Annotated in this window: 20 protein-coding genes; 5 read left to right on the forward strand and 15 right to left on the reverse strand. The window is 60.4% G+C overall.

Translation table 11 applies throughout. The annotated features are described in order from the left end of the window. Positions 1–61: 61 nt before the first annotated feature. Positions 62–979 carry a flagellar protein MotY gene (locus DYI22_RS04575; protein ID WP_213476845.1) on the forward strand — a complete coding sequence of 306 codons (918 nt, stop codon included), beginning with the start codon at positions 62–64 and terminating at the stop codon, positions 977–979. On the opposite strand, the gene DYI22_RS04580 is transcribed toward DYI22_RS04575, so the two are convergent. Further along, positions 976–1,902, reverse strand: a complete 927-nt coding sequence (locus tag DYI22_RS04580) for a histone deacetylase family protein (RefSeq protein ID WP_213476846.1) — start codon at positions 1,900–1,902, stop codon at positions 976–978. The two genes, DYI22_RS04575 and DYI22_RS04580, sit on opposite strands and share 4 nt — an antisense overlap. Positions 1,903–2,074: 172 nt before the next feature. Between DYI22_RS04580 and DYI22_RS04585 the strand changes: the two genes are divergently transcribed. Further along, positions 2,075–4,819 (forward strand): bifunctional acetate--CoA ligase family protein/GNAT family N-acetyltransferase, encoded by a 2,745-nt coding sequence (locus DYI22_RS04585; RefSeq protein WP_213476847.1) that lies wholly within the window; start codon positions 2,075–2,077, stop codon positions 4,817–4,819. Between the two features lie 31 nt (positions 4,820–4,850). Here DYI22_RS04585 and rdgC read toward each other — a convergent pair whose 3' ends face one another. The 8 genes from rdgC to DYI22_RS04625 all read right to left on the reverse strand — a co-directional run bounded on the left by rdgC (position 4,851) and on the right by DYI22_RS04625 (position 10,733). Further along, positions 4,851–5,780 carry a recombination-associated protein RdgC gene (gene rdgC / locus DYI22_RS04590; protein WP_213476848.1) on the reverse strand — a complete coding sequence of 310 codons (930 nt, stop codon included), beginning with the start codon at positions 5,778–5,780 and terminating at the stop codon, positions 4,851–4,853. A gap of 90 nt (positions 5,781–5,870) precedes the next feature. Beyond that, complete coding sequence (locus DYI22_RS04595; protein WP_213476849.1) at positions 5,871–6,071, reverse strand: DUF2788 domain-containing protein; 201 nt, start codon at positions 6,069–6,071, stop codon at positions 5,871–5,873. A 26-nt stretch (positions 6,072–6,097) separates the two neighbouring features. Continuing rightward, positions 6,098–6,868 carry a peroxide stress protein YaaA gene (gene yaaA, locus DYI22_RS04600; RefSeq protein ID WP_213476850.1) on the reverse strand — a complete coding sequence of 257 codons (771 nt, stop codon included), beginning with the start codon at positions 6,866–6,868 and terminating at the stop codon, positions 6,098–6,100. 12 nt (positions 6,869–6,880) lie between these two features. Further along, positions 6,881–7,114 (reverse strand): glutaredoxin family protein, encoded by a 234-nt coding sequence (locus tag DYI22_RS04605; protein WP_213476851.1) that lies wholly within the window; start codon positions 7,112–7,114, stop codon positions 6,881–6,883. Continuing rightward, on the reverse strand, positions 7,114–7,863 hold the full coding sequence (locus tag DYI22_RS04610) for a YciK family oxidoreductase (RefSeq protein ID WP_213476852.1): 750 nt from the start codon (positions 7,861–7,863) through the stop codon (positions 7,114–7,116). Before DYI22_RS04610 ends, DYI22_RS04605 begins: the two co-directional genes overlap by 1 nt. A gap of 65 nt (positions 7,864–7,928) precedes the next feature. Beyond that, positions 7,929–8,588, reverse strand: a complete 660-nt coding sequence (locus DYI22_RS04615; protein ID WP_213476853.1) for an HAD-IA family hydrolase — start codon at positions 8,586–8,588, stop codon at positions 7,929–7,931. A 20-nt stretch (positions 8,589–8,608) separates the two neighbouring features. Next, positions 8,609–9,337 (reverse strand): bifunctional 2-polyprenyl-6-hydroxyphenol methylase/3-demethylubiquinol 3-O-methyltransferase UbiG, encoded by a 729-nt coding sequence (ubiG, locus tag DYI22_RS04620; RefSeq protein ID WP_213476854.1) that lies wholly within the window; start codon positions 9,335–9,337, stop codon positions 8,609–8,611. A gap of 64 nt (positions 9,338–9,401) precedes the next feature. After that, entirely contained in the window at positions 9,402–10,733 is a 1,332-nt protein-coding gene (locus DYI22_RS04625) for a TRZ/ATZ family hydrolase (protein WP_213476855.1), read from the reverse strand. Between the two features lie 205 nt (positions 10,734–10,938). Between DYI22_RS04625 and mtnA the strand changes: the two genes are divergently transcribed. Next, positions 10,939–12,003: an S-methyl-5-thioribose-1-phosphate isomerase gene (gene mtnA, locus DYI22_RS04630; protein ID WP_213476856.1), complete on the forward strand. Its 1,065-nt coding sequence runs from the start codon at positions 10,939–10,941 to the stop codon at positions 12,001–12,003. Here the strand turns inward: mtnA and DYI22_RS04635 are convergent. The 4 genes from DYI22_RS04635 to DYI22_RS04650 form a co-directional block, all read right to left on the reverse strand. Further along, positions 11,992–12,711, reverse strand: coding sequence for a helix-turn-helix domain-containing protein (locus DYI22_RS04635; RefSeq protein ID WP_213476857.1), 720 nt, complete (start codon positions 12,709–12,711; stop codon positions 11,992–11,994). The genes mtnA and DYI22_RS04635 overlap by 12 nt on opposite strands. Positions 12,712–12,743: 32 nt before the next feature. Next, positions 12,744–14,900: a carboxy terminal-processing peptidase gene (locus DYI22_RS04640; protein WP_213476858.1), complete on the reverse strand. Its 2,157-nt coding sequence runs from the start codon at positions 14,898–14,900 to the stop codon at positions 12,744–12,746. A 271-nt stretch (positions 14,901–15,171) separates the two neighbouring features. After that, the gene (locus DYI22_RS04645; RefSeq protein WP_213476859.1) at positions 15,172–17,322 is read right to left on the reverse strand and encodes a 3-hydroxyacyl-CoA dehydrogenase NAD-binding domain-containing protein; all 2,151 of its coding nucleotides are present in this window, start codon (positions 17,320–17,322) and stop codon (positions 15,172–15,174) included. A 32-nt stretch (positions 17,323–17,354) separates the two neighbouring features. Beyond that, positions 17,355–18,563: an acetyl-CoA C-acetyltransferase gene (locus DYI22_RS04650; protein ID WP_213476860.1), complete on the reverse strand. Its 1,209-nt coding sequence runs from the start codon at positions 18,561–18,563 to the stop codon at positions 17,355–17,357. A gap of 197 nt (positions 18,564–18,760) precedes the next feature. Here DYI22_RS04650 and DYI22_RS04655 point away from each other — a divergent pair, with 197 nt between their 5' ends. Next, on the forward strand, positions 18,761–19,024 hold the full coding sequence (locus DYI22_RS04655; RefSeq protein WP_213476861.1) for a late competence development ComFB family protein: 264 nt from the start codon (positions 18,761–18,763) through the stop codon (positions 19,022–19,024). A gap of 15 nt (positions 19,025–19,039) precedes the next feature. Here DYI22_RS04655 and DYI22_RS04660 read toward each other — a convergent pair whose 3' ends face one another. Further along, on the reverse strand, positions 19,040–21,514 hold the full coding sequence (locus tag DYI22_RS04660; protein ID WP_213476862.1) for a DUF349 domain-containing protein: 2,475 nt from the start codon (positions 21,512–21,514) through the stop codon (positions 19,040–19,042). 180 nt (positions 21,515–21,694) lie between these two features. On the opposite strand from DYI22_RS04660, the gene DYI22_RS04665 reads away from it, so the two are divergent. Next, positions 21,695–22,174 (forward strand): regulatory protein RecX, encoded by a 480-nt coding sequence (locus DYI22_RS04665; RefSeq protein WP_213476863.1) that lies wholly within the window; start codon positions 21,695–21,697, stop codon positions 22,172–22,174. Positions 22,175–22,187: 13 nt separating this feature from the next. Here the strand turns inward: DYI22_RS04665 and mltF are convergent, their stop codons facing one another. Next, positions 22,188–23,702 (reverse strand): membrane-bound lytic murein transglycosylase MltF, encoded by a 1,515-nt coding sequence (gene mltF / locus DYI22_RS04670; protein WP_416234549.1) that lies wholly within the window; start codon positions 23,700–23,702, stop codon positions 22,188–22,190. Positions 23,703–23,981 lie beyond the last annotated feature (279 nt).

Raw genomic sequence — 23,981 nt, forward strand, 5'->3', positions numbered from 1 at the left:
AAAGAAAGGTTCCAGCCCGCCGTTAAACGGTCAGTAACCCTGATACTGACGGATAGATGGTATGGCCACACATTCAGCCTTGTTTCCGCGAACAGCCGCGCTGGTCGGTGCGCTGTGGCTGTGCGCCAGTGGGTCGGCCCAGTCCTCCAGCTTTGGCGCCGGCATCGAGAACAGCCAATGGTATGTGTCCGAGTCGGTGTTCGAATGCGCGCTGGTGCATGAAGTGCCCGGTTACGGTCGCGCGATATTTCGCCATCGGGCCGGCGAGCAACTGTCGTTCATTCTTGAATCGGACACCGGGTTAATGCGGCCAGGGCGCGGCAGCGTGGTCGTGGAAGCACCCGCCTGGCGCCCCGGTGCGGCGCCGCGCAAGGTGGGTTCGGTCGAGGTTGGGGGCGGACGCCGACCGGTAACGTTGGGAGCCAGGCAGTCGATGATGGTTGCCCAGGGCCTGCTCGACGGCATGATGCCCACCGTCACCCGGGAATCCTGGTACGATCGCAGGCCGGTCAGGGTGCGGGTATCCAACATCAATTTTGCCCGCGAATTCGACCGATATCGTTTGTGCACGGCCGGTCTGCTGCCGGTCAACTATGACCAGATCAAACGCTCGCGCATACCCTTCCGGGCGGGCAGTACCAGCCTTTCCGATAGCGATCAGGCACTGCTGGATAATATCGTGCGTTACGTTCAGGCCGATTCCACCATCGAGCGCATCTTTGTGGATGGTCATACCGACGGTTCCGGCAGCCGGATCGACAATCGCGCGCTGTCAGAAGAGCGGGCCAACGCGGTGGCGGATTATCTGATTGCACAGGGACTGCCGGCGGATCTGATCACCGTTCGTGCCCATGCCGATCAGTATCCGGTGTCCAACCGCGCGGCCGATAACCGGCGTACTACGATTCGTTTGCAGCGCGAGGGCGAGCGCCCGGAACTGCAGCAGGCGAACGGCTATGAATCCGGGTTCGCGGGCTAGCGAACCGAACTCAGCACATCAAGATGGGCGTTCACGCTCTGGGCCAGCGCCCGCAGGTGATAGCCTCCTTCCAGCGTCGAAATGATCCGGTCGTTGGCGTGGTCACTGGCCACGCTGACGATCATTTCCGTCAGCCAGCGGTAGTCGTCTTCCTCGAGGTTCAGCTCCGCCATCGGATCCAGCCTGTGGCTGTCAAACCCGGCGGAAATCAGCACCGCTTGTGGGCGGAAATCCTGTAACTTCTTCAGCCAGCCCGCTTCCACCGCCTTGCGGTAGTCCAGTGCCGAGCAGTCGGATGCGATCGGCGTGTTGATGATGTTTTCCGGCTGGCGGTGAACGTGGGAATGGGGGTAAAAGGGGTGCTGAAAACTTGAGCACATCAGAATGCGTTCGTCCCCGCCCACGATATCGGCCGTCCCATTGCCCTGGTGCACATCGAAATCAATGATGGCGACGCGCTCCAGCTGGTGGAAATTCAGCGCCCGCATCGCGGCCAGTGCGATGTTGTTATAAAAGCAGAACCCCATGGACTTGCTGCGTTCCGCGTGATGGCCGGGTGGCCGGGCGCACACGAAGGCGTTGGTGACCTGGCTGCTCATGACCATGTCGACCGCTTCGATGTTGCCGCCAGCCGCCAGACGGGCGGCGCGCAGGGTGTCTGGCATCATCGCAGTGTCCGGGTCGGTATACACGCGGCCCCGGGTCGGCTGCATCAATTCCAGCTGGTGCAGGTACTTTTCCGGGTGAACAGTCAGCAGCTGATCCCGGGTGATCTCGTCCGGGCGCACCCAGTCCAGCCGCTCCCCCACGCCGGAGTCGGACAGGTAGCTGATGATGGCTGCAATGCGCTCCGGAGATTCAGGGTGTTCCGGGCCCATGTTGTGCTTGAGGCAGTCATCATGGGAGAAAAATGCTGTGGTCATACCAATCCTGACAACGTTGGTTCTGCTTGTATTTTCACCAATGTTATCAGGGATGGTACGTGCTTGCCGCGTTTCTTTGGTCTTATGGAGAGGATAGGCGTTTTACATCACCGAACAGGCGCCTAAGATAAGGTTAGCCCGTCGACGACTGGAAACAGCAAGGAGCCTGCGCTTGAGCACCCGATATCTGGAAAGTCTTTTCAATCCGTCCTCTATCGTGGTGATTGGCGCCTCCGAACGGGCAGACAACCTCGGCGGGATGGTACTGCGGAACCTGCTGGGTGGTGGCTACCCAGGCCAGCTGCTGGTGATTAACCAGAACGAATACGACAACGTGCACGGGGTGCCCTGCGTGCGCAAAGTGTCTAAGATGGAGTTCAGCCCCGACCTCGCCATTATCTGTACCCCGCCGGACACGGTGCCCAAGATGGTTCGCAGGCTGGGGGAGGCCGGTGTGCGCACCGCCATCGTGATGACAGGGGGCATGTCCCGTTCCCACAGCAAGACCGGGCAGCCGCTGATGTATTCGGTGCGGGATGCCGCGAGAGAGACCGGTATCCGCGTGCTGGGGCCCAATACCATTGGCCTGATGGTACCTGCCAGGAGCATGAACGCCACCTATGCCCACATGGGGGCGATACCCGGGAAAGTCGCGTTTGTTGGTCAGTCGGGCACCATTGCCAGTTCGGTGATCGACTGGGCGTTTGCGCGCGGTGTCGGTTTCTCCTATTTCCTGACCCTGGGCGACGGCATGGACATCGACCACGATGACCTGATCGACTACCTCGCCCAGGACAGCCAGACCCGCGCCATCCTTCTGCATATCGAGAATATCCCGAACCCGCGGCGATTCATGTCGGCGGTGCGGGTGGCGTCCCGCACCAAGCCGGTTATTGCCGTCAAGAGCGGTCGGGTGCCGGAATCGGAATGGTTCGCCCACGAACTGCCGGCGGGGGTCAAACGCAGCGACCCGATCTACGACGCCATGCTTCAGCGCGCGGGTGTGCTTCGGGTGGACGGTCTTGGCCAGATGTTCGATGCCCTGGAAACGCTGACCCGCATGCGTCCGTTGCGGCGCGAATCCCTTGCCATCATTGCCAACGGTGTTGGCCCTGGCGTGCTGGCGGTTGATCGCCTGGCGGATCTGGGCGGGGAACTGGCCCAGTTGTCAGAACAAACCATTGAGGCGTTGGCTGAGAAACTGCCGCCGTACTGGACGCGCAAGAATCCGGTGGACCTGAACTACGATGCCTCGCCGGAACTGTATGCCGAGGCCATCCGGATTTTTGCCCGTGATCCGGAAGTGGCCAACGTGCTGGTGATGTACGCCCCGAGCCTGACCGAAGACAGCCTGCAGATCGCCGATGCGGTGGTGCAGGCGTCCAAAGGTACCCGTCTGAACGTGTTCACCTGCTGGCTGGGGCAGAGCACGGTGATGGATGCGCGGGATGAGTTCTATCGCGCCGGCCTGCCGTCGTTCTTCAATCCGGAAAAAGCGGTGATGGCCTTCATGCAGCACGTTCGCCATCAGCGGGTGCAACGGCTGCTGACGGAAACCCCGGAATCGTTTACCGACCATTTCGATGATCGCACCCACACCCGCCGGGTGGTGATGGGCGCCATGCGTAGCGGGCGCATGCATTTGTCGAACCGCGAGGCCCGGGATGTGATCCGGGATTACGGCATCAACAGTATCGAGACCATTTACTGCGACGATGTGGAGGAGGTACTGGAGGCGTTTGCGGTGGAGCGGCGTCCGGTAGACATCACGGTGATTCACGAGCATGCCTGCTACCCGTTCCGGGAACTGAGTACCGGGCAGCGGCGCTTCAAAGGCACGCTGCAGAAGCTCAACAGCGAGGCTGCCATTATTGATGGCTGCCGGGTACTGATGGAGGAATACCAGTTCCACTTCCCCGGCAGCGGGTTTCTGGGCTTTGCCGTCCAGCGCGCCTACCAGCACGTGGGGGGTATTGAATTCAGTGTGGGCATTACCCGGGACCCGGTGTTCGGGCCGCTGGTGGTTTGCGGGGCCGCCGGAGCGCAGATCAACGTGATGACCGACCGACAGATTGCCTTGCCGCCGCTGAACATGGTGCTGGCGCGGGAGCTGTTGCGCCGGACCTACATGTACAAGCTGCTGAAGGAGAACAGCCTGAAGCCGGAGGAGGATATCCGTGCGGTATCCGAGACGCTGGTCACGCTGTCGCAGATCGTGATCGATATTCCCGAGATCCGCGGGCTGGAGATCGCGCCGCTGCTGTTCAACGAAAACGGGGCGGTGGCGGTCAACATTGCCATTGATCTGGATGACAAGCCGGGCCGGCCGATTATTCAGCCCTACCCGCGGGAACTGGAGGAGTGGATCCTGCTGCCCAAATCCGGTCGCCGGGTGATTCTGCGCCCGGTGCTGGCGGAGGACGAGCCGGCCCACCGGGCGTTCCACGAACTGCAGTCACCGGAGTCCATCCGCTATCGCTTCTTCCAGTATCGCAAGCATTTCTCCCGCGAGGACGTGGCGCAGATGGTGCAGATCGATTACGACCGGGAGATGGTGTTCATCGCCAATGCGCCGCGGGAAGACGGCGAGGGCGAGGAAACCCTGGGCACGGTGCGGGTGTGGACCGATGCCGACAATCTGCAGTGTGAATTCGCGGTGATGGTACACGACAAGATGAAAGGCGAGGGCCTGGGCGTGGCGCTGATGCAGAAAATGATCGATTACTGTCGCTCACGGGGAACGGTGGAAATGGTGGGCAACGTGTTGCCGGACAACCGCCCCATGCTGCAATTGGCCGAGCATCTGGGTTTTGAGATCCGCTACAACGCGGAGGAAGAGGTGATGGATCTGCGGCTGGTGCTGAACGAGCCGGAAAAAGACTGGCAGCGGGAGCGCCTTCGCAGGCAGCCCCACTGATCCGGTGACTCGCGAGGTGAGGGGGTAGCCCTCAGGCCTCGTCGATAATGGCGGAGCGATCCTCTCCGCCCAGCGCTTCCAGAAGGCCTGGGATCAGCCTGGACAGTTCCAGAGTCATCAGCGCGAACGCGGCGTCAAAACGGGCGGCGGCGTCGTCTGCGTCGACGTCGTCCAGTTTTTCCTGCAGGGTGTCGCCGAACTTCAGTCGCTTGATTCCCAGCTCTTCATCCAGCACGAAGGACAGATTGTCCTCCCAGGTCACGGCCAGTTTGGTGACCTGCATGCCCGCGTTCAGGTGATTGCGAATTTCGTCCGCCTTCAGATCCAGCCCCTTGCAGCGCACCACGCCGCCGTCTTCGGACGGATCTTTCAGTTCGCACTCCGTGCCCAGTTCGATGGTGCCCGGCAGATCAATGCTCTCATTCAGCCAGCCGGTGAAAGTAAAGGCAGGAGCCTGTTCCACCGCGGGTGGGCGAACCGGCAGCGAGCCCAGGCTTTTGCGCAGGAACGAAGCAAGGTCTTCTGCCTGCTTGGAAGAGCCGGCATCCACCACCAGCAGTCCGTCCTGGGGCGCCAGATAGGCGAAACTGCGGCGGTTCTTGGAGAATGCCTGGGGCAGCATTTCCAGCATGACCTGCTCTTTGATCTCGTCTTTTTCCTTGCGGCGGACTTTCCGGCTCTGTTCAAGCTCGATGGCTTCGGCGCGCTCTTCCACCATTTCTTTGACCACGGAACCCGGAAGGATCTTATCTTCCTTGCGCAGGGCGATCAGGTGGTAACCGTTGGTGCTGTGTACCAGCATGTCGCTGTGCTTCCCGAGCGGCGGCACCCAACCCTGCCTGGTGGTTTCCTGGGGACCACAGGGCTTGAACGCATCGGCCTGAAGTTTCTCTTCCAGGGCTTCAGCGGAGATGTCGAACGGCTTGGTAAAACGGAATACACGGGCATTACGAAACCACATCAGGGTCGATCCTTGTCAGAGTTTCTAAAACGGGGGAGGGATAATACGGCCACGGGTCCGTGGCCGTAAAGTGGCGGCACTGGCGTCACATCAGATCTGCATGATCTCTACCAGAACGGTTTTCACAATGAAGCCGACCACGCCGGCGCCCAGTACAGTAAACAGGGCGATGGTGCCAAATCGGCCGGCCTCGGATTTCTTGGCCAGATCCCAGACGATGAATCCCATCCAGACGATCAGGCCGGTCAGAAACACCAGCAAGGCAATCTGGGAAAACACAGCTTCGTTCATTCAATACTCCGCATCATGGTCGGGGGTTACTGCTCGTCCCGCAAAAACAGCCAGTTGTTCTGGTCGGACTGCTCTTCGCAGAAGTAATACCCTTCAAGGTTAAAGCCTTTAAGATCATCCGCCTGGGTAATGCCATTCTCAATGGCGTAGCGGCACATCAGACCGCGCGCTTTCTTGGCGTAGAAACTGATCATTTTGTATTGGCCGTTTTTCCAGTCCTTGAACTGGGGGGTAACCAGCCGGCCATTGAGTTCCTTCTTACGCACGCTCTTGAAGTACTCGTTGGAAGCGAGGTTCACCAGTACCCCATCGTCTGCCGCCAGCAGCCGGTTGAGCTCCTCGGTAATACGGTCGCCCCAGAACGCGTAAAGGTCTTTGCCACGGGTATTCTCGAAACGGGTGCCCATCTCCAGCCGGTAGGGCTGCATCAGGTCCAGCGGCTTGAGCACTCCGTAAAGGCCGGACAGCATGCGCAGGTGCTTCTGGGCGAACTCGAATTCCTGCTCGCTGAAATTCTCCGCATTCAGCCCGGTGTAGACATCCCCCTTGAAGGCCAGAATGGCCTGGCGGGCGTTGTCCGGCGTAAACGGCGTTTTCCATTGCTGGAAACGCTCGGCGTTGAGTTGCCCCAGCTTGTGGCTGATGCTCATCAGGTTGCTGATCTGGTGGGGTTCCAGCGTCTTGAGCTGGTCCACCAGTTCACAGGCATCGTCCAGGAAGTCCGGCTGACTGTATTGTTCGGTGGCCAGCGGGCTGTCGTAATCCAGGGTTTTCGCCGGGGAGATAACCATCAACATGTCAGGGTGTCCTCATTGCAAAAAGGTGAGTAACTGTTCCCGGGTAAACGGCCAGTCCAGTTCCGCCCCGGTGTCGTTGCGGCGTAATACCGGGATGCGGGTGCCGTAACGCTCCACCAGTGCTTCCGACTGGGCAATATCCACCACATCCACCGGAATGGGCTCCGGCATGGGAGTGTTTACGAGCAGGGCCTCTGCCAGTTCACACAGGTGGCATTGAGAGGTGGTGTAGAAAAGTAACTCCATTATTTCGGCTGGGCGTCCAGTTGCTGGCCGGTCACGCCGGCGCTGTCCTTGCCCATCAGATACAGGTAGCTGGGCATCAGGTCTTCGGGCGCAGGATTCTGTTGCGGATTTTCCGCCGGGTAGGCGTGAGCGCGCATGTTGGTGCGGGTCGCCCCCGGGTTCAGGCTGTTCACCCGCACGTTGTGTCGTTCGTCGTCGAGCTCTTCGGCCAGCAACTGGCTGAGGCCCTCCACGGCAAACTTGGACACCGCATAGGCGCCCCAATAGGGCTTGGCTTTGCGGCCAACGCCGGAGGAGGTGAAGATAACCGACGCGTCGGCGGATTTCCGCAGAAGCGGAATCACGGCGCGGGTAAGCAGAAACGGTGCGGTGGCGTTGACATGCATCACGCTGTTCCAGGTTTCCGGATCGTACAGTTCAACCGGGCTGCGGCTGCCAAGAATGGCGGCGTTGTGAAGCAGGCCATCGAGCTGACCAAAGTTGTCTTCGATGGTCATGGCCAGTTCTTCGTATTCCTTGACGGCCGCACCTTCTAGGTTCAGCGGAACGATGGCCGGTTTGGGGTGGCCGGCGGCCTCAATTTCGTCGTACACAGATTCCAGTTTCGAGACCGTCCTGCCCAGCAGGATCACGGTTGCACCGTGGGCCGCATAGGCCTTGGCGGCGGCTCGTCCGATACCACTGCCCGCGCCCGTCACCATGATAATGCGGTCTTTCAGCAAATCTGCCGGTGCCTGGTAATTCTGCATAACCTGTCTCCTTGCAGGGAAAGCCGTGTCGGTCGAACCGACGAATCCAACGTGTTTATCTGGCGCTATTGTAACAGTTTTGCCAGGTCAGGGACGGTGTCGGCAATCAGGTCCGCTTGCCACAGGTCAACGGTGTGGGGCTCCTCAATGTAGCCATAGCGCACGGCAATGGTGGTCATGCCGGCATTGCGTCCCGCCTCGATGTCACGCTCGTGATCGCCTACGTAGATGCCCGTACCGGCCGATGCTCCGATGCGCTGGCAGGCCAGATGCAGAGCTTCCGGGTGGGGTTTGCGATGGGTGACGTGATCCGGGCAGATGACCACGGCGCAGCGCTCGGCAAGGCCCAGCGCTGCCACCAGAGGCTCGGCGAAACGCACGGGTTTGTTGGTCACGATGCCCCAGGGAATGCCGCGCGCTTCCAGGTTGCGGAGAATCGCATCCATGCCCTCGAACAGGCGGGTTTCAATGGTGACTCCCTGTTCGTAGAGATCCAGAAAGGCGGTATGTTTCTCAAGATAATCCGGGTGCTCCGGCTCCAGCCCGAAACCGACGCGGACCATGGCCCTGGCGCCATTTGAGACCGAGCGACGAATGGTCGCGCCCGGCAGGGGATCCAGTCCGTGCCTGACCCGCAGTTCATTCAGGCAGCGAATGAAATCCGGCGCGGTGTCGATCAGCGTGCCGTCCAGATCAAACAGTACGGTGGAGGGCGTGTCCGGCATAGCGGAGGATCCTGGCCTGTTCATTCGCCCGTGTCACCCTCCCGGTCGTCTTTGGCGTGCATCATGTAATTCACGTCCACGTCGCGCCCCAGTTTGTAGACCTTGGTGACCGGGTTGTAGGTCATCCCGGTGAGTTCACGGATCTCCAGCCCGGCGTGGCGCAGGTGGTCTGACATTTCCGATGGCCGGATGAATTTCTTCCATTCATGGGTGCCTTTGGGGAGCAGGCGCAGCAGGTATTCGGCCCCGACAATGGCAAACAGGAACGATTTGGGATTGCGATTGATGGTAGACACGAACAGATGGCCACCGGGTTTCAGCATGGCGGCACAGGCACGGATCACGGAGGCGGGATCGGGCACGTGTTCGAGCATTTCCAGGCAGGTAACCACGTCATACTGGCCGGCGTGTTGCGGATCAGCGGCCAGCTCCTCTACGGTGATCTGTCGGTAGTCGACCTTGATGCCACTCTCCAGGCCGTGCAGCCGCGCCACGGACAGGGGCGCTTCACCCATGTCGATGCCGGTGACGTGCGCGCCACGGCGGGCCATGCCCTCCGACAACAGACCGCCGCCGCAGCCCACATCGAGTACCCGCTTCCCTGCCAGCGGCGCGCGCTCGTCAATGTAGTTCAGGCGCAGCGGATTGATGTCGTGCAGGGGGCGGAATTCGCTTGTCGGATCCCACCAGCGGCTGGCCAGCGCCTCGAATTTGGCGATTTCGTTGTGGTCTACGTTGTGATTGCTCATAGTCTGTTCTGCCTGGTTCATAAGAAGGTCGTGGCCGGAAGCCCGCCGGTCGAGGTCATCGGACTCATCGGTTACCGATACGGTCTGACCAGGATTTTACCCGCAACATCAGATCCGGTACGTCGATGCGGGTGAGACGGCCATCCTGTACCTGTGGTACGCCGGCGATCCAGCTGTGGCTTACCTGTCGGCCATGGTTGCTGTACACAAGGTGCGAAGCCGGGTCGTACACGGGTTGCAGGAAAGGGTCGCTGAGATCCACGGCAATGATGTCCGCCAGTTTGCCGGCTTCCAGCGTGCCCAGCTCGTGGTCTCGACCGAGCGCCCGGGCGCCATGCAGGGTTGCCATGGCGATGGCGTGATGCGCGGGCAGGGCGGCGGCGTCACCGGCCACTACTTTGGCGACCATGGCGGCGGTGTTCATTTCACCGAACAGGTCGAGATCGTTGTTGCTGGCGGCGCCATCGGTGCCAATGGCCACATTGATGCCAGCGTCGGTCAGTTTTTGTACCGGGCAAAAGCCGCTGGCGAGCTTGAGATTGGACTCCGGGCAGTGAATCACATGGGCACCGCTCTCTTTGAGCAATGCCACATCGGTGTCGTCTATCTGGGTCATGTGGACGCACTGAGTCCGGTTGTTGAATACCCCCAGCTCAGCCAACCGTGCGGACGGCCGCTTGCCGGCGTTCCGGATGGCTTCGGTCACTTCGAATGCCGTCTCGTGCAGATGGATCTGGATGCGGGCACCGGTATCCGCCGACAGTGCCACGGCGCGGGACATCGGATCATCAGAGACCGTGTAAGGGGCATGGGGACCAATGGCCGGCATGATGTATTCGCTGCCCTGCCATTGACCGATGAACTCGGCGCCCTTGCTCAAATACTCGTCCGGCCCCGTACCCCATTGCGTGGGGAAGTCCAGCAGCGGAAAGCAGATCTGGGCACGCATACCGGCATCGTGGGCCATCTGGGCGACGACTTCGGGGAAGAAATACATGTCCGAAAACGTGGTGGTGCCGGTGCGCAGCATTTCTGCCATGGCCAGTTGGGTGCCGTCGGCAATGAACGACGGGCTGATATGCGTGCCTTCGGCCGGCCAGATGTGATCATTCAGCCAGGTCATCAAGGGCAGGTCGTCTGCAAGGCCGCGGAACAGGGACATCGCCGCATGGCCGTGCATGTTGATCAGTCCGGGCAACACCACGTGGTGATCCAGATCGATGGTTTCGCGGGTGCGGAAGCGGGCGTCGGCCTCTTGCCGGGGCACCACGGCGGCAATGCGATCGCCCTGGATGATCACTGCCTGGTGGTGCAATACGGTGTTCGCGGGTTCCACCGGGATGAGCCAGCGGGCGTTGATGCGGATGTCCGCTGCTGTGATGGTTTCTGCCGTCATGTACCCTGCCTTTTGGGAGCTGGCCGGGGAATGCGGCGTTCTTGCCAACAGTCCCCTGGAATGTAGCCGGAAAGTATAACCAGCAGGTGCTTTGAGAACTACCCTGTAAAGCCGGTGCCGCCAGCTCCCGATTCAAATCCCGCGGGCCGGGCGGTTATACTGTCGAGCCTGGCCTTTTTCTTTTTCACGCTACCGGAGTTCACTGATGTCGACGTCATCCGCCCCCTCAGCCCAGCGCGCTATCGGAACCGTTGCCATTCGCTGGCACGGAAGCAGTCTTGAGCTGCTGGATCAGCGCCTGCTGCCCGCCGAAGAGCACTGGATCACGCTGGAGGGTGCGTCCGGTGTGGCTCAGTGCATCTCCGATATGGTGGTCCGTGGAGCGCCGGCCATCGGTATCAGTGCTGCCTACGGCGTCGCGCTGGCGGCTCGCCATGCCGGCGGCGGTGACTGGCAGGCTGAAATTCGCCAGGCCATCCGTGAACTGGCCGCATCGCGCCCCACAGCGGTGAATCTATTCTGGGCGCTGCAGATCATGGAAGCGGAATTCCACGGCTGTCATTCGCTGGACGAGGCCGTCAAGCGGCTGGCGGCCAAAGCGGTGCAGATCCATCGCGAGGATCTCGCCGCCAATCTGGCCATGGCGGACCACGCCCTGGAGTTTATCGCCGCCGAGACGCCATTCTCGGTCCTGACCCATTGCAATACCGGGGCCCTGGCCACCGGCGGCTATGGGACAGCGCTGGGAGTTATTCGTCGCCTTCATGAACAGAAGCTGCTCAACCGGGTTTACGCCGATGAAACCCGGCCCTGGCTGCAGGGAAGCCGGCTGACCGCCTGGGAGCTGGCCCGTGACGGTATACCTGTCACGCTCAATGCCGATGGCGCCGCGGCGGCCATCCTTGCCCGGGGCGATGTGAAATGGGTGGTGGTCGGCGCCGACCGGATAACCGCGAATGGCGATGTGGCCAACAAGATTGGTACCTACAGCCTCGCGGTTCTGGCGCGTCATCATCGGGTCGGTTTCATGGTGGTGGCGCCGTCCAGCACCGTTGATATGTCGCTGGCCACTGGTGAGGACATTCCGATCGAAGAGCGTGAGGGCAGCGAAGTGAGGCAGATCCGGGGTGTGCCGATTGCGCCGGAAGGCGTGCAGGTGTTCAACCCGGTGTTTGATGTCACGCCGGCCAGCCTGATTGACGCCATCGTCACCGAAAGGGGGGTGGTGCATAACCCCAATATCACCGGAATGCGGGCCTTATTCGGCTGACCCTTCGTATTGTTCGCGGAGTTCGGCGGTTTGCCGCTCCTGTTCCTCGATGAAATGCAGTGACATCTCGAAGCTTTGGCGGGTGAACTCCAGAACCTTCTGGAACCCCTCATCCGAGAGGTTGCGTGCGTCATCGTGGCGGCGGAAGATGTTGATAAACTCCCGCTCACGTTCGAACTGCAGCGGCAGACGGCCCACGCCCCAGTCGTTGAGGATTTGCCAGACTTCCGGGTTGTAGTTGCGCGTGGTGCGCAGAATGAAAGGAATCGGGTCGTTGCGGGCTATCAGCGCGGCGAGCCGAAGAATCAGTTCGAAAGAGAGCGTTGTGGTGCCATTTTCTATGGCTTCCAGCACCGATTTGTCCCGCAGGTTGAGGGCTTCACTCATCTCAGACAGAGTGAGCCCCGCCACTTCCCGAATGTCTTTGAGGGACTGACCGGCGGTGAGCATCATCCGCAGCTGGTCCTGGGAGTTGATCAGCGCCCGGCCCACCCGCAGCGAGGTGTCGGTGGAGCGCGCCGCAAATCTCAGCGCCGAGCCAGTGAGCCCTGCAAGCCGGTCGACCAGTGTTTTCTGGTCACGGCTATCACCTTCCCGCTGTTCCAGGTCTTCGACTGCCTCCAGGGATTTCATCGCATGCATGGCATCCATGAGCATGCCCTGAAGCATCTGGGCTTTTTTGCGGTCGTCGTCCTTTCTGGCCGTCATTGGCTACCTTGTCAGTCGAAGATCAGATCGCTTCAGCGCGCCTGTGCGGCGAGTTGCTTGGGGTCGAGGATTGATGCCATACGGCGATCCAGCTCAAGCATGTCGGCCATGATATGGCCGCCTTCGCGGATGATGAAATCCAGCTCGTCATCGGTGTTGTCCAGATCAGCCGCCTGCACATCCTGCCAATCGTCCAGCTCCTCCAGGGTTTCAAAGGGCTCCTCGCCACGAAGTTCGCGCCGTGCGTTGGCAATGGTCAGGCGTGTACGCTCGATCTGGGACTGGTGTTCCTTGCGTTCGTCGTGATTGAGGCTGACCGACTCCAGCTCACGCTGCTCTTTCAGGAAATCGATCTCCTGCTGCAGCAGCCGGAATTCCGGGCTCTCCTCGAAGCGTTCGTCATGACGATTGCGCAGTTCATCGATTATGCCGCTGAAGTCAAAGTAACGGGTGTGGGGTACCGCTTCAATCTGATCCCAGGGCAGGGCATGGTCCAGTGCGTCTTCGCCGATGCGAGTCTTGTCGACCCGGGAAGGGATTTCGATATCCGGGATCACCCCCTTGTGCTGGGTCGAGCCGCCGGAAACCCGATAGAACTTGGACTGGGTGATCTTCAGCTGGCCGTGATTCAGTGGGCGTACCGCCTGAACCGTGCCCTTGCCGAAGGTCTGTGACCCCACCACCAGGCCGCGGCCATAATCCTGGATGGCGCCGGCGAAGATCTCCGACGCGGAGGCGCTCATGCGGTTCACCAGAACCACCAGCGGACCGTCATAGGCCACACTCGGGTCCTCATCGGCCAGCACCTGCACTTCGTTGTTGGAGTTGCGGATCTGTACGGTGGGGCCCTGATCGATGAACAGTCCAACAAGATCGTTAGCTTCGTGCAGGGCGCCGCCGCCGTTATTGCGCAGGTCCATTACCACGCCATCGACCCCATCTTCCTTGAGTTCCTCGATCAGGTTGCGGACGTCGCGGGTGGTACTTTTGTAATTCGGATCGCCCGCCTGCATGGCCTGGAAATCCGCATAGAAGGTGGGAATATTGATCACCCCGATACGGTAGTCCTGACCGCCACGGTCTAGCTCAATCACGTCTTTGCTGGCGCTCTGTTCCTCGAGCTTGACCTTGTCGCGTTTGATGGCGATGGTTTTGGTGACGGTTTCATCGGTGGCGCTGGCCGGAATTACTTCCAGGGTGACGGTGGATTCCCGTGGCCCGCGAATAAGGTCAACAACCTCGTCAAGGCGCCATCCGATAACATTCACCGGTTTCTCTTCGTCATCCTGGGTGACGGACACGATGCGGTCCGCCGGCTGCAGCTGGCCCTGCTTGGCCGCGGGCCCCCCCGGAACCAGTCGTACTACCTTGGTGTACTCGTTGTCTGCCTGCAGCACCGCGCCGATGCCCTCGAGCGACAAGCTCATGTTGATGTTGAAGTTTTCCGAAGTGCGCGGTGAAAAGTAGGAGGTGTGGGGGTCCCACATGCCGGCGAAGGCGTTCATGTATGCCTGGAACGCATCCTCGCTGCGCGCCTGGTAGGCACGCTTGAGCTGACCTTCGTAACGTTGGCGCAGACTCTCTTTGATGGCCTCATCATCCGAACCGTTGAGCCGTTGCGCCAGAACGGCGTTCTTGACTCGTTTGACCCAGAGTTCATCAAGTGCTTCGCGGTTGGGCTCCCAGTCTGCTTCGGAGCGATCAAGGAGAATGCTCTCGTCGGCTTCGAAATCCAGCTGATCGAAGCCCTTGTCAATCAGATCGAGTGCAAAGTTCAGGCGCTCGATCATGCGCTGTTGCACCAGATTGTAGATATCAAAGCCGGGTTGAAGCTGGCCGGTTTTCAGTGCGGACCCCAGCCCCAGCCGAATGGCCGAGAATTTCTGCAGATCTTCCTGGGTCAGGTAGATACGCTGGCCGTCGAGATAATCCAGGTAGGCATCGAACACGTCGCCGGAAAGCGCATCATTGATGCCCAGGTCGCGGAAATGGGTGAACTGCAACTGCCGCGCAATGAGGATGTTGGCGCGGGCCTGATCCACGGTTGGCGTCACTGGCTGGTATTCCGCGTTGCGGTCAATCGAGGCCGCAACGCCGAGGGGCAGGGCCATGAGAATGCCGAGAGCCAGCCCTTTGCCCAGAGACCGGTGAAGCATGTGCCTTGTGATCGAACGTTCCGCGATGCTCATAAAAATCTACCTGACGGTATGTGGCGACATTGATCGGTCGGGCGGGAAAGTTGCCCAGGGCAAAACCCTGAAAACAGATACGCCTGACGGGAATCGCCGGATTGGATCTTGAATTTATTGTAGGCAAGGGCCCCAGTGGTTGCCATAGGCAGGGCGTATCGGTTCGTGACAATCTGTCCATGATGTGGTCAGGTCCGTATCCGCTAAACACGAAAAAAACCCCGCAGGGCACATGGCCGCGCGGGGTTCGATACGAGCCGGATGCGGAAGGTTACTCGAACAGGGTGTTGTTCTCGGCCTTCTCAATCAGCAGGGCGGGCGGGGCAAATCGCTCACCGTAGGTGTCCGCCAGCGCTTTCGCGCGTTCGGTAAACGCACGCACACCGTACTGGTTGATGAACTGGATGGCGCCGCCAGTCCAGGGCGCATAGCCGATCCCGAAAATGCTGCCGATGTTGGCATCCTCCACGGTTTTCAGCACACCCTCCTCAAGGCAGCGAACGGTTTCGATGGCCTGAATGAACAGAATGCGATCTTTCAGGTCCTGGAGCGCCACGTTGCGGGCCTTGGCGGCGTCCACGAACAGGGTGTCCAGTTCCGGCCACAGGTGCTTCTTGCCGTCGGCCGGGTACTCGTAGAATCCGGCACCGGAGGCTTTGCCCTTGCGGTTGTGTTGGTCGACCATCTGGTCGATGACGGCTTCAGCCGGGTGTGGCTGCCAGGTGCCGCCGGCCGCTTCTGTGTCTTTCTTACTCTGGGCACGGATGTGCTGCATCAGGGTGAGGCTGACTTCGTCCGAGATGGCCAGCGGGCCCACCGGCATGCCGGCCAGTACGCCGGCATTCTCGATGCTGGACGGGTGGATGCCCTCGGCCAGCATGGCGATGCCTTCGTTCACAAACGTACCAAACACCCTTGATGTGAAGAAGCCACGGCTGTCATTGACCACAATCGGAATCTTGCCGATTTGCTGGACGTAGTCGAACGCGCGCGCCAGCGTATCCTCGGAGGTTTTGGCGCCCACGATGATTTCCACCAGCTGCATCTTGTCCACCGGGGAGAAGAAATGCAGGCCAATGAAGTTGTCTGGCTTTGCCGAGGCTTCGGCCAGCTGGGTGATGGGAATAGTGGAGGTGTTGGAGGCGAAGATACCGTTGCTGACCAGCTTTGGCTCCGCTTCCTGGGTGACTTTGGCCTTTAGGTCGCTGTCTTCAAACACTGCCTCGATCACCATGTCGCAGCCTTCCAGATCATCCGCCGAAGCCGTCGCCTTTATGCGATCGAGCACCTCGGCTTTCTGCTCCTCGGTCATGCGGCCACGGCTGACTTTTTTCGCCAGCAGCTTTTCGGAGTAACTTTTACCTTTTTCGGCGTTTTCAACGGAGACGTCTTTGAGCACGACGTCAATACCGCGAGTGGCGGTGGAGTAGGCGATGCCGGCGCCCATCATGCCCGCGCCCAGTACTCCGATCTTTTTGAAGGTTTCTTTGGCAACGCCGTCGGGGCGACTGCCACCGGCATTGATGGCGTTAAGCTGGAACCAGAAAGTGCCGGTCATGTTTTTTGCCACCTGACCAATCACCAGCTCGGCAAAATAGCGGGTCTCAATCAGGCTGCCGTTGTCGAAGTCCACCTGGGCGCCTTCCACGGCGGCGGAGAGGATACGCTCCGGTGCCGGGTAGCAGCCTTTGGTCTTCTGCTTGAGCATGGCCGGGGCAATGGCCAGTTTCTGTGCCATGGCCGGGTGGTGGGGTGCCCCGCCGGGCAGTTTGAAGCCTTTCTGATCCCAGGGCTGCTGGCACTTGGGATTGGCGTCAATAAAGGCCCGCGCTTTCTGCATCATGTCGTCGGCGGAGGCGGCCAGTTCGCTGACAATACCCGCTTTCAGAGCCGCTTTCGGGTTGGCCTTCTTGCCTTCCATCAGGAAAGGGAAGGCCGCTTCCAGGCCGATCATCCGCGGTAGGCGCTGGGTACCACCGCCACCGGGCAGCAGCCCGAGGGTGACTTCCGGCAGACCCAGCTGAATGCTGTCATTATCCAGCACCACGCGATGGTGGCAGGCCAGCGCGATCTCCAGGCCGCCGCCCAGCGCGGTACCGTTAATGGCAGCCACGACCGGCTTGCCGCAGGTCTCCAGGGCGCGCATTTCGGCTTTCAGGCCGTTGACCATGTCTTCAAAGGCCTGGGCGTCGTCACGGGTGACTTTGTGCAGTTCTTTCAGATCACCGCCGGCAAAGAAGGTTTTCTTGGCGGAGGTGATAATAATGCCTTTGATGTTGTCGAGGTCCTGCTTGACCCTGGCAACGGTGTCGGTCAGGCCCGCACGGAAATCCGCGTTCATGGTGTTGGCGGACTGGCCCGGCATATCAATGGTGAGGGTCAGAATCTGGTCTGATCCCAGGTCGTAATGGATGGCGCTCATATTCGGTTCTCCTGTCAGAAAAAGTGTCGGGCTCAGACGCGTTCGATGATGGTGGCAATGCCCATGCCGCCGCCCACACACAGGGTGGCGAGGCCGAATCGCAGATCACGGCGTTCCAGCTCATCCAGCAGGGTGCCGAGAATCATCGCGCCGGTGGCGCCCAGTGGGTGACCCATGGCAATGGCGCCGCCGTTGACGTTCACTTTTTCATCGGGAACAGACAGTTCTTTCTGGAAGCGCATCACCACCGAGGCAAACGCTTCGTTCACTTCAAACAGGTCGATCTGGTCAACCGTCATGCCCGCCTTTTCCAGTGCCTTGCGGGTGGCCGGAGCCGGGCCGGTGAGCATGATGGTGGGGTCGGTGCTGGTGACCGCGGTGGCGACAATGCGTGCCCGCGGCTTGAGGCCCAGCGCTTTACCTTTGGCCTCGCTGCCGATCAGCATGGCGGTGGCGCCATCCACGATGCCGGAAGAGTTGCCTGCATGGTGCACGTGGTTGATCTTCTCTACGTAGTGGTACTTCTCCCGCGCGACGCCGTCGAAGCCCATTTCGCCCATCATCTGGAAGGACGGCTTCAGGCTGGCGAGGGATTCGACCGTGGTGTTGGCGCGGACCTGTTCGTCGCGATCAAGAATCACCACACCGTTCTGGTCGGTCACCGGGATGATGGATTTGGCAAAGTGGCCGTTTTCCCAGGCCTGGGCTGCTTTCTGCTGGGATTTCACCGCAAAGCCGTCGACATCCGCGCGGCTGAAACCTTCCAGAGTGGCAATCAGGTCGGCGCCGATGCCCTGGGGCATGAAACCGGTGTGCAGGTTGGTGGCCGGGTCGGTGGCCCAGGCACCGCCATCGGAGCCCATGGGCACCCGGGACATGGCTTCAACACCCCCGGCCACGACCATGTCTTCCCAGCCTGAGCGTACTTTCATGGCGGCCAGATTGACCGCTTCCAGGCCGGAGGCGCAGAAGCGGTTGAGGGTGACGCCGGCCACTTTCTCATCCCAGTCCGCTGCCAGCGCAGCGGTCTTGGCAATGTCCGCGCCCTGATCGCCGACTGCGGTGACACACCCCATCACGATGTCGTCCACCTGGGCGGTGTCCAGGTTGTTTCTCTCCTGCAGTGCGTTGAGAACGGTGGTCAGCAGCGAAATGGGTTTGACGCTGTGGAGTGAGCCATCTTTCTTGCCGCGGCCCCGTGGGGTGCGAACTGCATCGAAGATATACGCTTCGGTGGTCATTGCTGTTCCTCTGGTGATTATTGTGTCGGGCCGATGTGCCGATCACACAACCATAGCGGGTTGCAGGCAGTGTGCGTAATGACGCCGGCTGCCAATCGGATTGGCGAAAGTGCTCATTGGCGTGCCTGGCGGCAATGACAAGGTGCTGCCAGGGATCTATTGTTTAGAGAGGCGTACATAGCGGCAGGAGGTGAAGGATGTCCCTGAGAGATGCGATAGATAATTTTTACGAGCGGCTGGTGGTGGATGCCATTGACGCCACCCGCGAGGAATCCGACAACGCCGATTATCTGACCGACGTGATGTGCGTGGCGTTAAATCGTCTGCCGACGCGATATTACCGGCATTCCATCGATATGATGTTTTATCTCGGCGATGACGAACTGAAGGCCATGAAGCAGAATTCCCTGACCGCCGTTCAGGCGGCCCGGGAGTTTGTGAAGAGCCATCAGCGAGACTGAGAGCAGCCGGACGCGCTAGTCCAGCAGGGCGTCCAGCGCCCGATTCAGTCGCTCCGCCAGTTGATCGCTGGTCGCCTCGTCGGGTTGCCGAATGCACCAGGCCGCCACCAGCGATTCCAGTTGTTGCTCCTTGTTCTGACCCTGGCCCTCAGCACTGCCCATGCCGTTGGCCAGCCGCTGGACCTGAATCTCCATTCTCTGCCCCTGGTCCGCTTCCGGTGAGGGAACGCCGGTCAGGATCTCGGCGCGAATCACCAGCTCCACGGGACCCATGTCATCAACGTCTGCGGCCAGCGCGTTCCACGTTGCCGGCATTTGGCTCTGGTCTAGGTCACCGGTAACTCTCGCACGGACATGGCCCTGCCAGGACTGAATCCTGCCAAGGCTCCGCAGGCTTTGCAGTAGCTGGTTCAGGCGTTTCTTTTGCTGAGTCAGTCGCTCCCGCACCCCAGGAGAGACGGGTTCAGCACTCACCGCCTCCAGTTCGCCCAGTGCTGCGGTAAGGGCATCGGTGTCGGCGTTCTGCGGCAGTGCCTCCGCGGCAGTCAGCGCCGGAGTAACCCGGGTGTCGGCCTCTCGGGTGGCCTGCTGCTGTTCTGATTTCTGGGCATCCCGACGGGCAAAGATGGCATCACAGGCCCGACGGAAGGCCTGCCACAGTTTGCGGTCCTCACGGTGCCGGGTGATACCAATCTGTTGCCACTCGGTTTGTAACGCCTTTGCCTTTTCCATGGCCTCGCCGAGCGGTTCGTGGCTGATCAGGGCGTCCGCGCGCTCCACAATCGCCTGTTTGAGCGCTTCGTTTTTCTGGCGCTCGGCATTGAGTGGTTCTTCCAGCTGTTTCAGTAACTCGTCGAAGCGTTTCTGCACCGGGCGATTGTCACGGAATTCGATGGGCCAGGCGGCTTTCCATTCCTGGCGGGCGGTCTGGTGAATGCGCTCGACGGATTTCCAGTCGATCTGTGCCCAGTCGGCGTTCTCGACGAAGGTGGCCAGCTGGTCACAAATGGTTTTTCGGGTCTCCAGGTTCGTTTGTTTCAGCCCGGATTTGGCGGCGAAATAGGATTTACACGGCTCATAAGCCTGATCCGAGGCGGCTTTGAAGCGGGTCCACAGGGCCCGATCCGAGGAGCCGCCCAATTCCCGCCATTCGTTCTGCAATTCGCGGATGCGTTCAGCCTTGGCCTCTGGCTCCATGGGCTGGGTCGCCAGGTATTCCATCTGTTCACAAAGCGCGATCTGTTTCGGCTCGGTGGCAAAGCCCTGCCAGTCGGTCAGTTCGCGCAATTGGCCACCCAGTAACTGAACCCGGGCCTGAAAGGGTTTGCCGTGCCGATGGTCAAGTTCTTTGAGCTGTTGTTGTGCCTGCTTGAACAACTGTCGGGATTCCTTGAGCTGTTTCGCTTCCAGGGCTTCGTCAAGTTTCGCCAGGGTGGCTGTCAGGGCTTCTGCCTGACGCTGCTGTTCGCCGTCATCCTGCCTGGGCGCGGGTGCGGCTTTCTTCTGGCCCGCGGTGCGGTACAGCGCGTCGAGCTGGGGTGGTCGCGCGAAATCAGCCGGCCAGTCAAGCGCAGTTATCAGTTCCCGGGCACGGGATTGCAGGTCGCTGTCAGTGTCGGGGTCGGTTCCGCTCTCCAGTGCGGCGATCTGCTCCCGGAATTGTCCCAGTCGTCTCAGTGCGGACAGGTAGAGGCGCAACGGCTGCATCAGGCTCTCGTAGCGCTTCTGCTGCTGTTTATCGACCGTGGTGTCGCGGGTGGCTTCCAGCCAACGGTTCTCCTGCGTTTTCTGCAGCGCATCCAGCGAAGACAGGGCCGGCGCGTGCTCCGCGTCTGACTGCCGCAGTTCCTCAAGGGTGTTTTGGAGCAATTCCAGTGTTTCGGTACGCTGCTTGTGCTGCTCCTCCTGACGAAGCCTGTCCCGGGCTTCGGCTTTGACCGCTTCCGCCCGTTCTCGGCACCGGCGTACCGCCTCGAGAAAGGCGGTGGCCTGTTCGGACGAGGCATCGTGCTCCACCTCAGACCATTGCTTCAGCAGGGTCTCAAGGCGAGCTTCGAACAGTTTGGTGTCTTCACTGCGGGCCTGCTCGGTTGCGCTGTTGACCAGGTGGTCGATACGCTCACGGATCTGCCGGGACTTCTCCTCGCTTTCCCGTATTTGCTGTAACGCTTGTCGCACGGTCTGGTAGACGCCCTTGTCGCGCCCCTTGGCTTCCTTCTGAACTCTCTGAAGACTGGCTTTGTCGGTGATCTGGCGGGCCGCCTCGGTGCGGATGTCCGCCGTCAGTCCTGCCAGGGCCAATGACTCCAGCTGGGCCCCGGTCGGTGAACTGGCCAGTTGTTCTAGCTGTTCGGCGCGCTGTTCATCCTTCGGATCAACCGCCGGAACGTCAACCGGCCTCGCTGGCGCGGATCTTCCGCTGGCCCCCGGTGCGCGTGGTTTGGCGGTGGGTTTGTTTTTTCCGAACAGTTTCTGAATGAATGCGGCCATGAGGGTATCCTCGAATATTGAAACCAGTTCCCGGTGTGGGGCACAGTATGCCCGCACCGACCATCGGCTTCCCGCTCTGCGGGCGCCGGAGAAGCCAACGCAGTGCTGCACTATGAAAGGTGGCAGTCTCGTTGTGGGGGCTAGTCTAGCGTTTTGTTCGCGTTTGCGGGAAGGGTCAGAATGGCAAAAGAGGAAAATCCTGAGGATCAGGAATACAGGGCGCGTTCGGTTGCCCTGCGGTTATTGGCGAGGCGTGAGCACAGTCGCATGGAGCTGGGCCTGAAGCTGCGCCAGCGGCGGCTCGAGGCGTCGGTGATTGAGCGGGTGCTGGACGAGTACGAAGCCGAGGGCTGGCTTGACGATAATCGTTTCGCCGATGTGTATGCCCGGCAGCGTGTGGATCTTGGGTACGGTCCGTTGAGAGTCACTGCTGAGCTGCAGCAGCGTGGCGTGCACACGACCCCTGAATGCGTTGATGAGATGTCCGACGACGACTGGGCGGAGCAGGCCACCCGGTTACGGTGCAAACGATTCGGTGGGCACGATATTCGTAATGACTGGGACGAGAAGGCCCGTCAGGCGCGATTCCTCACTCGCAGGGGGTTCACCGCGGCTCATGTCGAGCGCGCGCTTGAGCATGTGGATCAGAGCGACGATTGATAACGGCGCAACTCTAGAGCGTGGGTGGAATCATGCCGAGTTCGTTGGGCAGCATGGCACGCATGTCTCCGCCGGCCTCCGCCTCGGGCGATAACTCAGCGCCCGGCGTTCCGTCCAGTTCGACGTACCAGGTTTCCTCCGCCGTTTGCGGCTCTTTGATGGGTTCAAGCATCCACGCCAGTACATCGTAGTAGCGGCGGATATTCTGCACGTAGATCACGGGTTCGTGGCCCCGGGCGTAGCCGTAGCGGGTTTTCGAGTACCACTCCTTCTGGGCCAGCAGTGGCAGGAATTCCTTGACGTCCATCCAGCGGTCGGGATTTTTTCCAGCGCCCTCGGTCAGCCGCCTGGCGTCTTCGAGGTGGCCGTAGCCAACGTTGTAAGAGGCAAGCGCAAACCAGGTTCTGTCCGGCTCCGGAATGCGATCGGGAATCTGGCGGTGAACCAGTGTGAAGTATTTGGCGCCGCCCTGAATGCTTTCTTCCGGATCGAGCCGGTTGTTGATGCCGATTTCGCCGGCGGTGGTTCGGGTCAGCATCATCAGGCCGCGTACCCCGGTTGGCGACACCGCATTGGGGCGCCAGTGGGATTCCTGGTAGCCGATAGCCGCGAGCAGGCGCCAGTCGAGATTGTATTCGGTGGCGTAGTTGCGGAACAGCGCCTCGTACTTCGGCAGGCGATTGTTCACGTGATGGACGAACGTGCGGGCACCCACGTAATTCAGCCGGTCGAGATGGCCGTAGAAACGCTCGGATAATTGCGCGAGCGTGCCATTGTCGGCCAGTTTCTCCAGGAATTTGTTGGCCGCGGCAGACAGGGTGCCGTCCTGTTCGACCGGAAACAGCCAGGACAGTTGCTCAGGCTCACCGAGAGAGAAGGCTTCTTTCACCTTCGGGAAATACACGTGGTTGAGGTCCAGTTCGTTGGACGAGACCACTGCCATTGTAAACTCGCCAGTCTCTACCCGGGCCAGAACGCCGGCGGCATCGAGTGAGGGGTGGACCTGCCATTGCAGGTTCGGGAGTTCGGCGCGAAGTTTCTGAAGCTGGTGCTCGTGGTTGCTGTCTGCGACCAGATGCAGGGTGGTGCCGGCCAGATCGGCCGCGGTCTCTGGGCGATCGGTATCACGATGATAAATAACGACGGATTCCGCGAGTATGCCGGTCGGTACGGCATGATAACGGGTTTTGAGGTCTTCCCGGTTGGCGATACCGGCCAGTCCGATGTGGGCGTAATTCCGATCCAGCACCGAAAGAATTTCGGTGTTGTTATCGGCCACCCGAACGCGCAGTTCAACACCGAGGTGGTCAGCAAAACGCCGCGCCAGCTCATAGTCGTAACCGGTGATGCCGTCGCGCCCCTCGAAATAGATGGAGGGAGCGGTGCGGGTAATGATGTGGAGAACGCCTTCTGACTGCACTTCCTGCAGTGTGGTCGGGCGGGAGCATCCGCTTAGCAGGACGGTAACAGCGATAGGCAACAGCCAGGCCGATAGTTGGTTGGCGGAAAAACGTCTTGGCTTTGACAAGTCCTTGGTCTCCCCTGGAACTGCTGCAGGACACTGAGTTTACGAAACAAATGCGGATATCCGATCAATTCCGGTGCCGCATGGGCTCGAATTCATACCTGTTGGTGGCGTCCGATGCCACGTTCCAATCATCTCTGGTCCGCCGGCCCCGGTCAATAAATGTGATCACTTTGTATGCAAAACAATGTCAATTGTACATGGCCGTAATTCCTGTCCGGACGCTGTATCCGCGACACGCTTTCAAGTATCATGGCGGCCTTTCAGATGGCCGGGCGGCCC

The sequence above is a fragment of the Marinobacter lipolyticus genome, assembly GCF_018424605.1.
GTDB lineage: Bacteria > Pseudomonadota > Gammaproteobacteria > Pseudomonadales > Oleiphilaceae > Marinobacter > Marinobacter lipolyticus_B.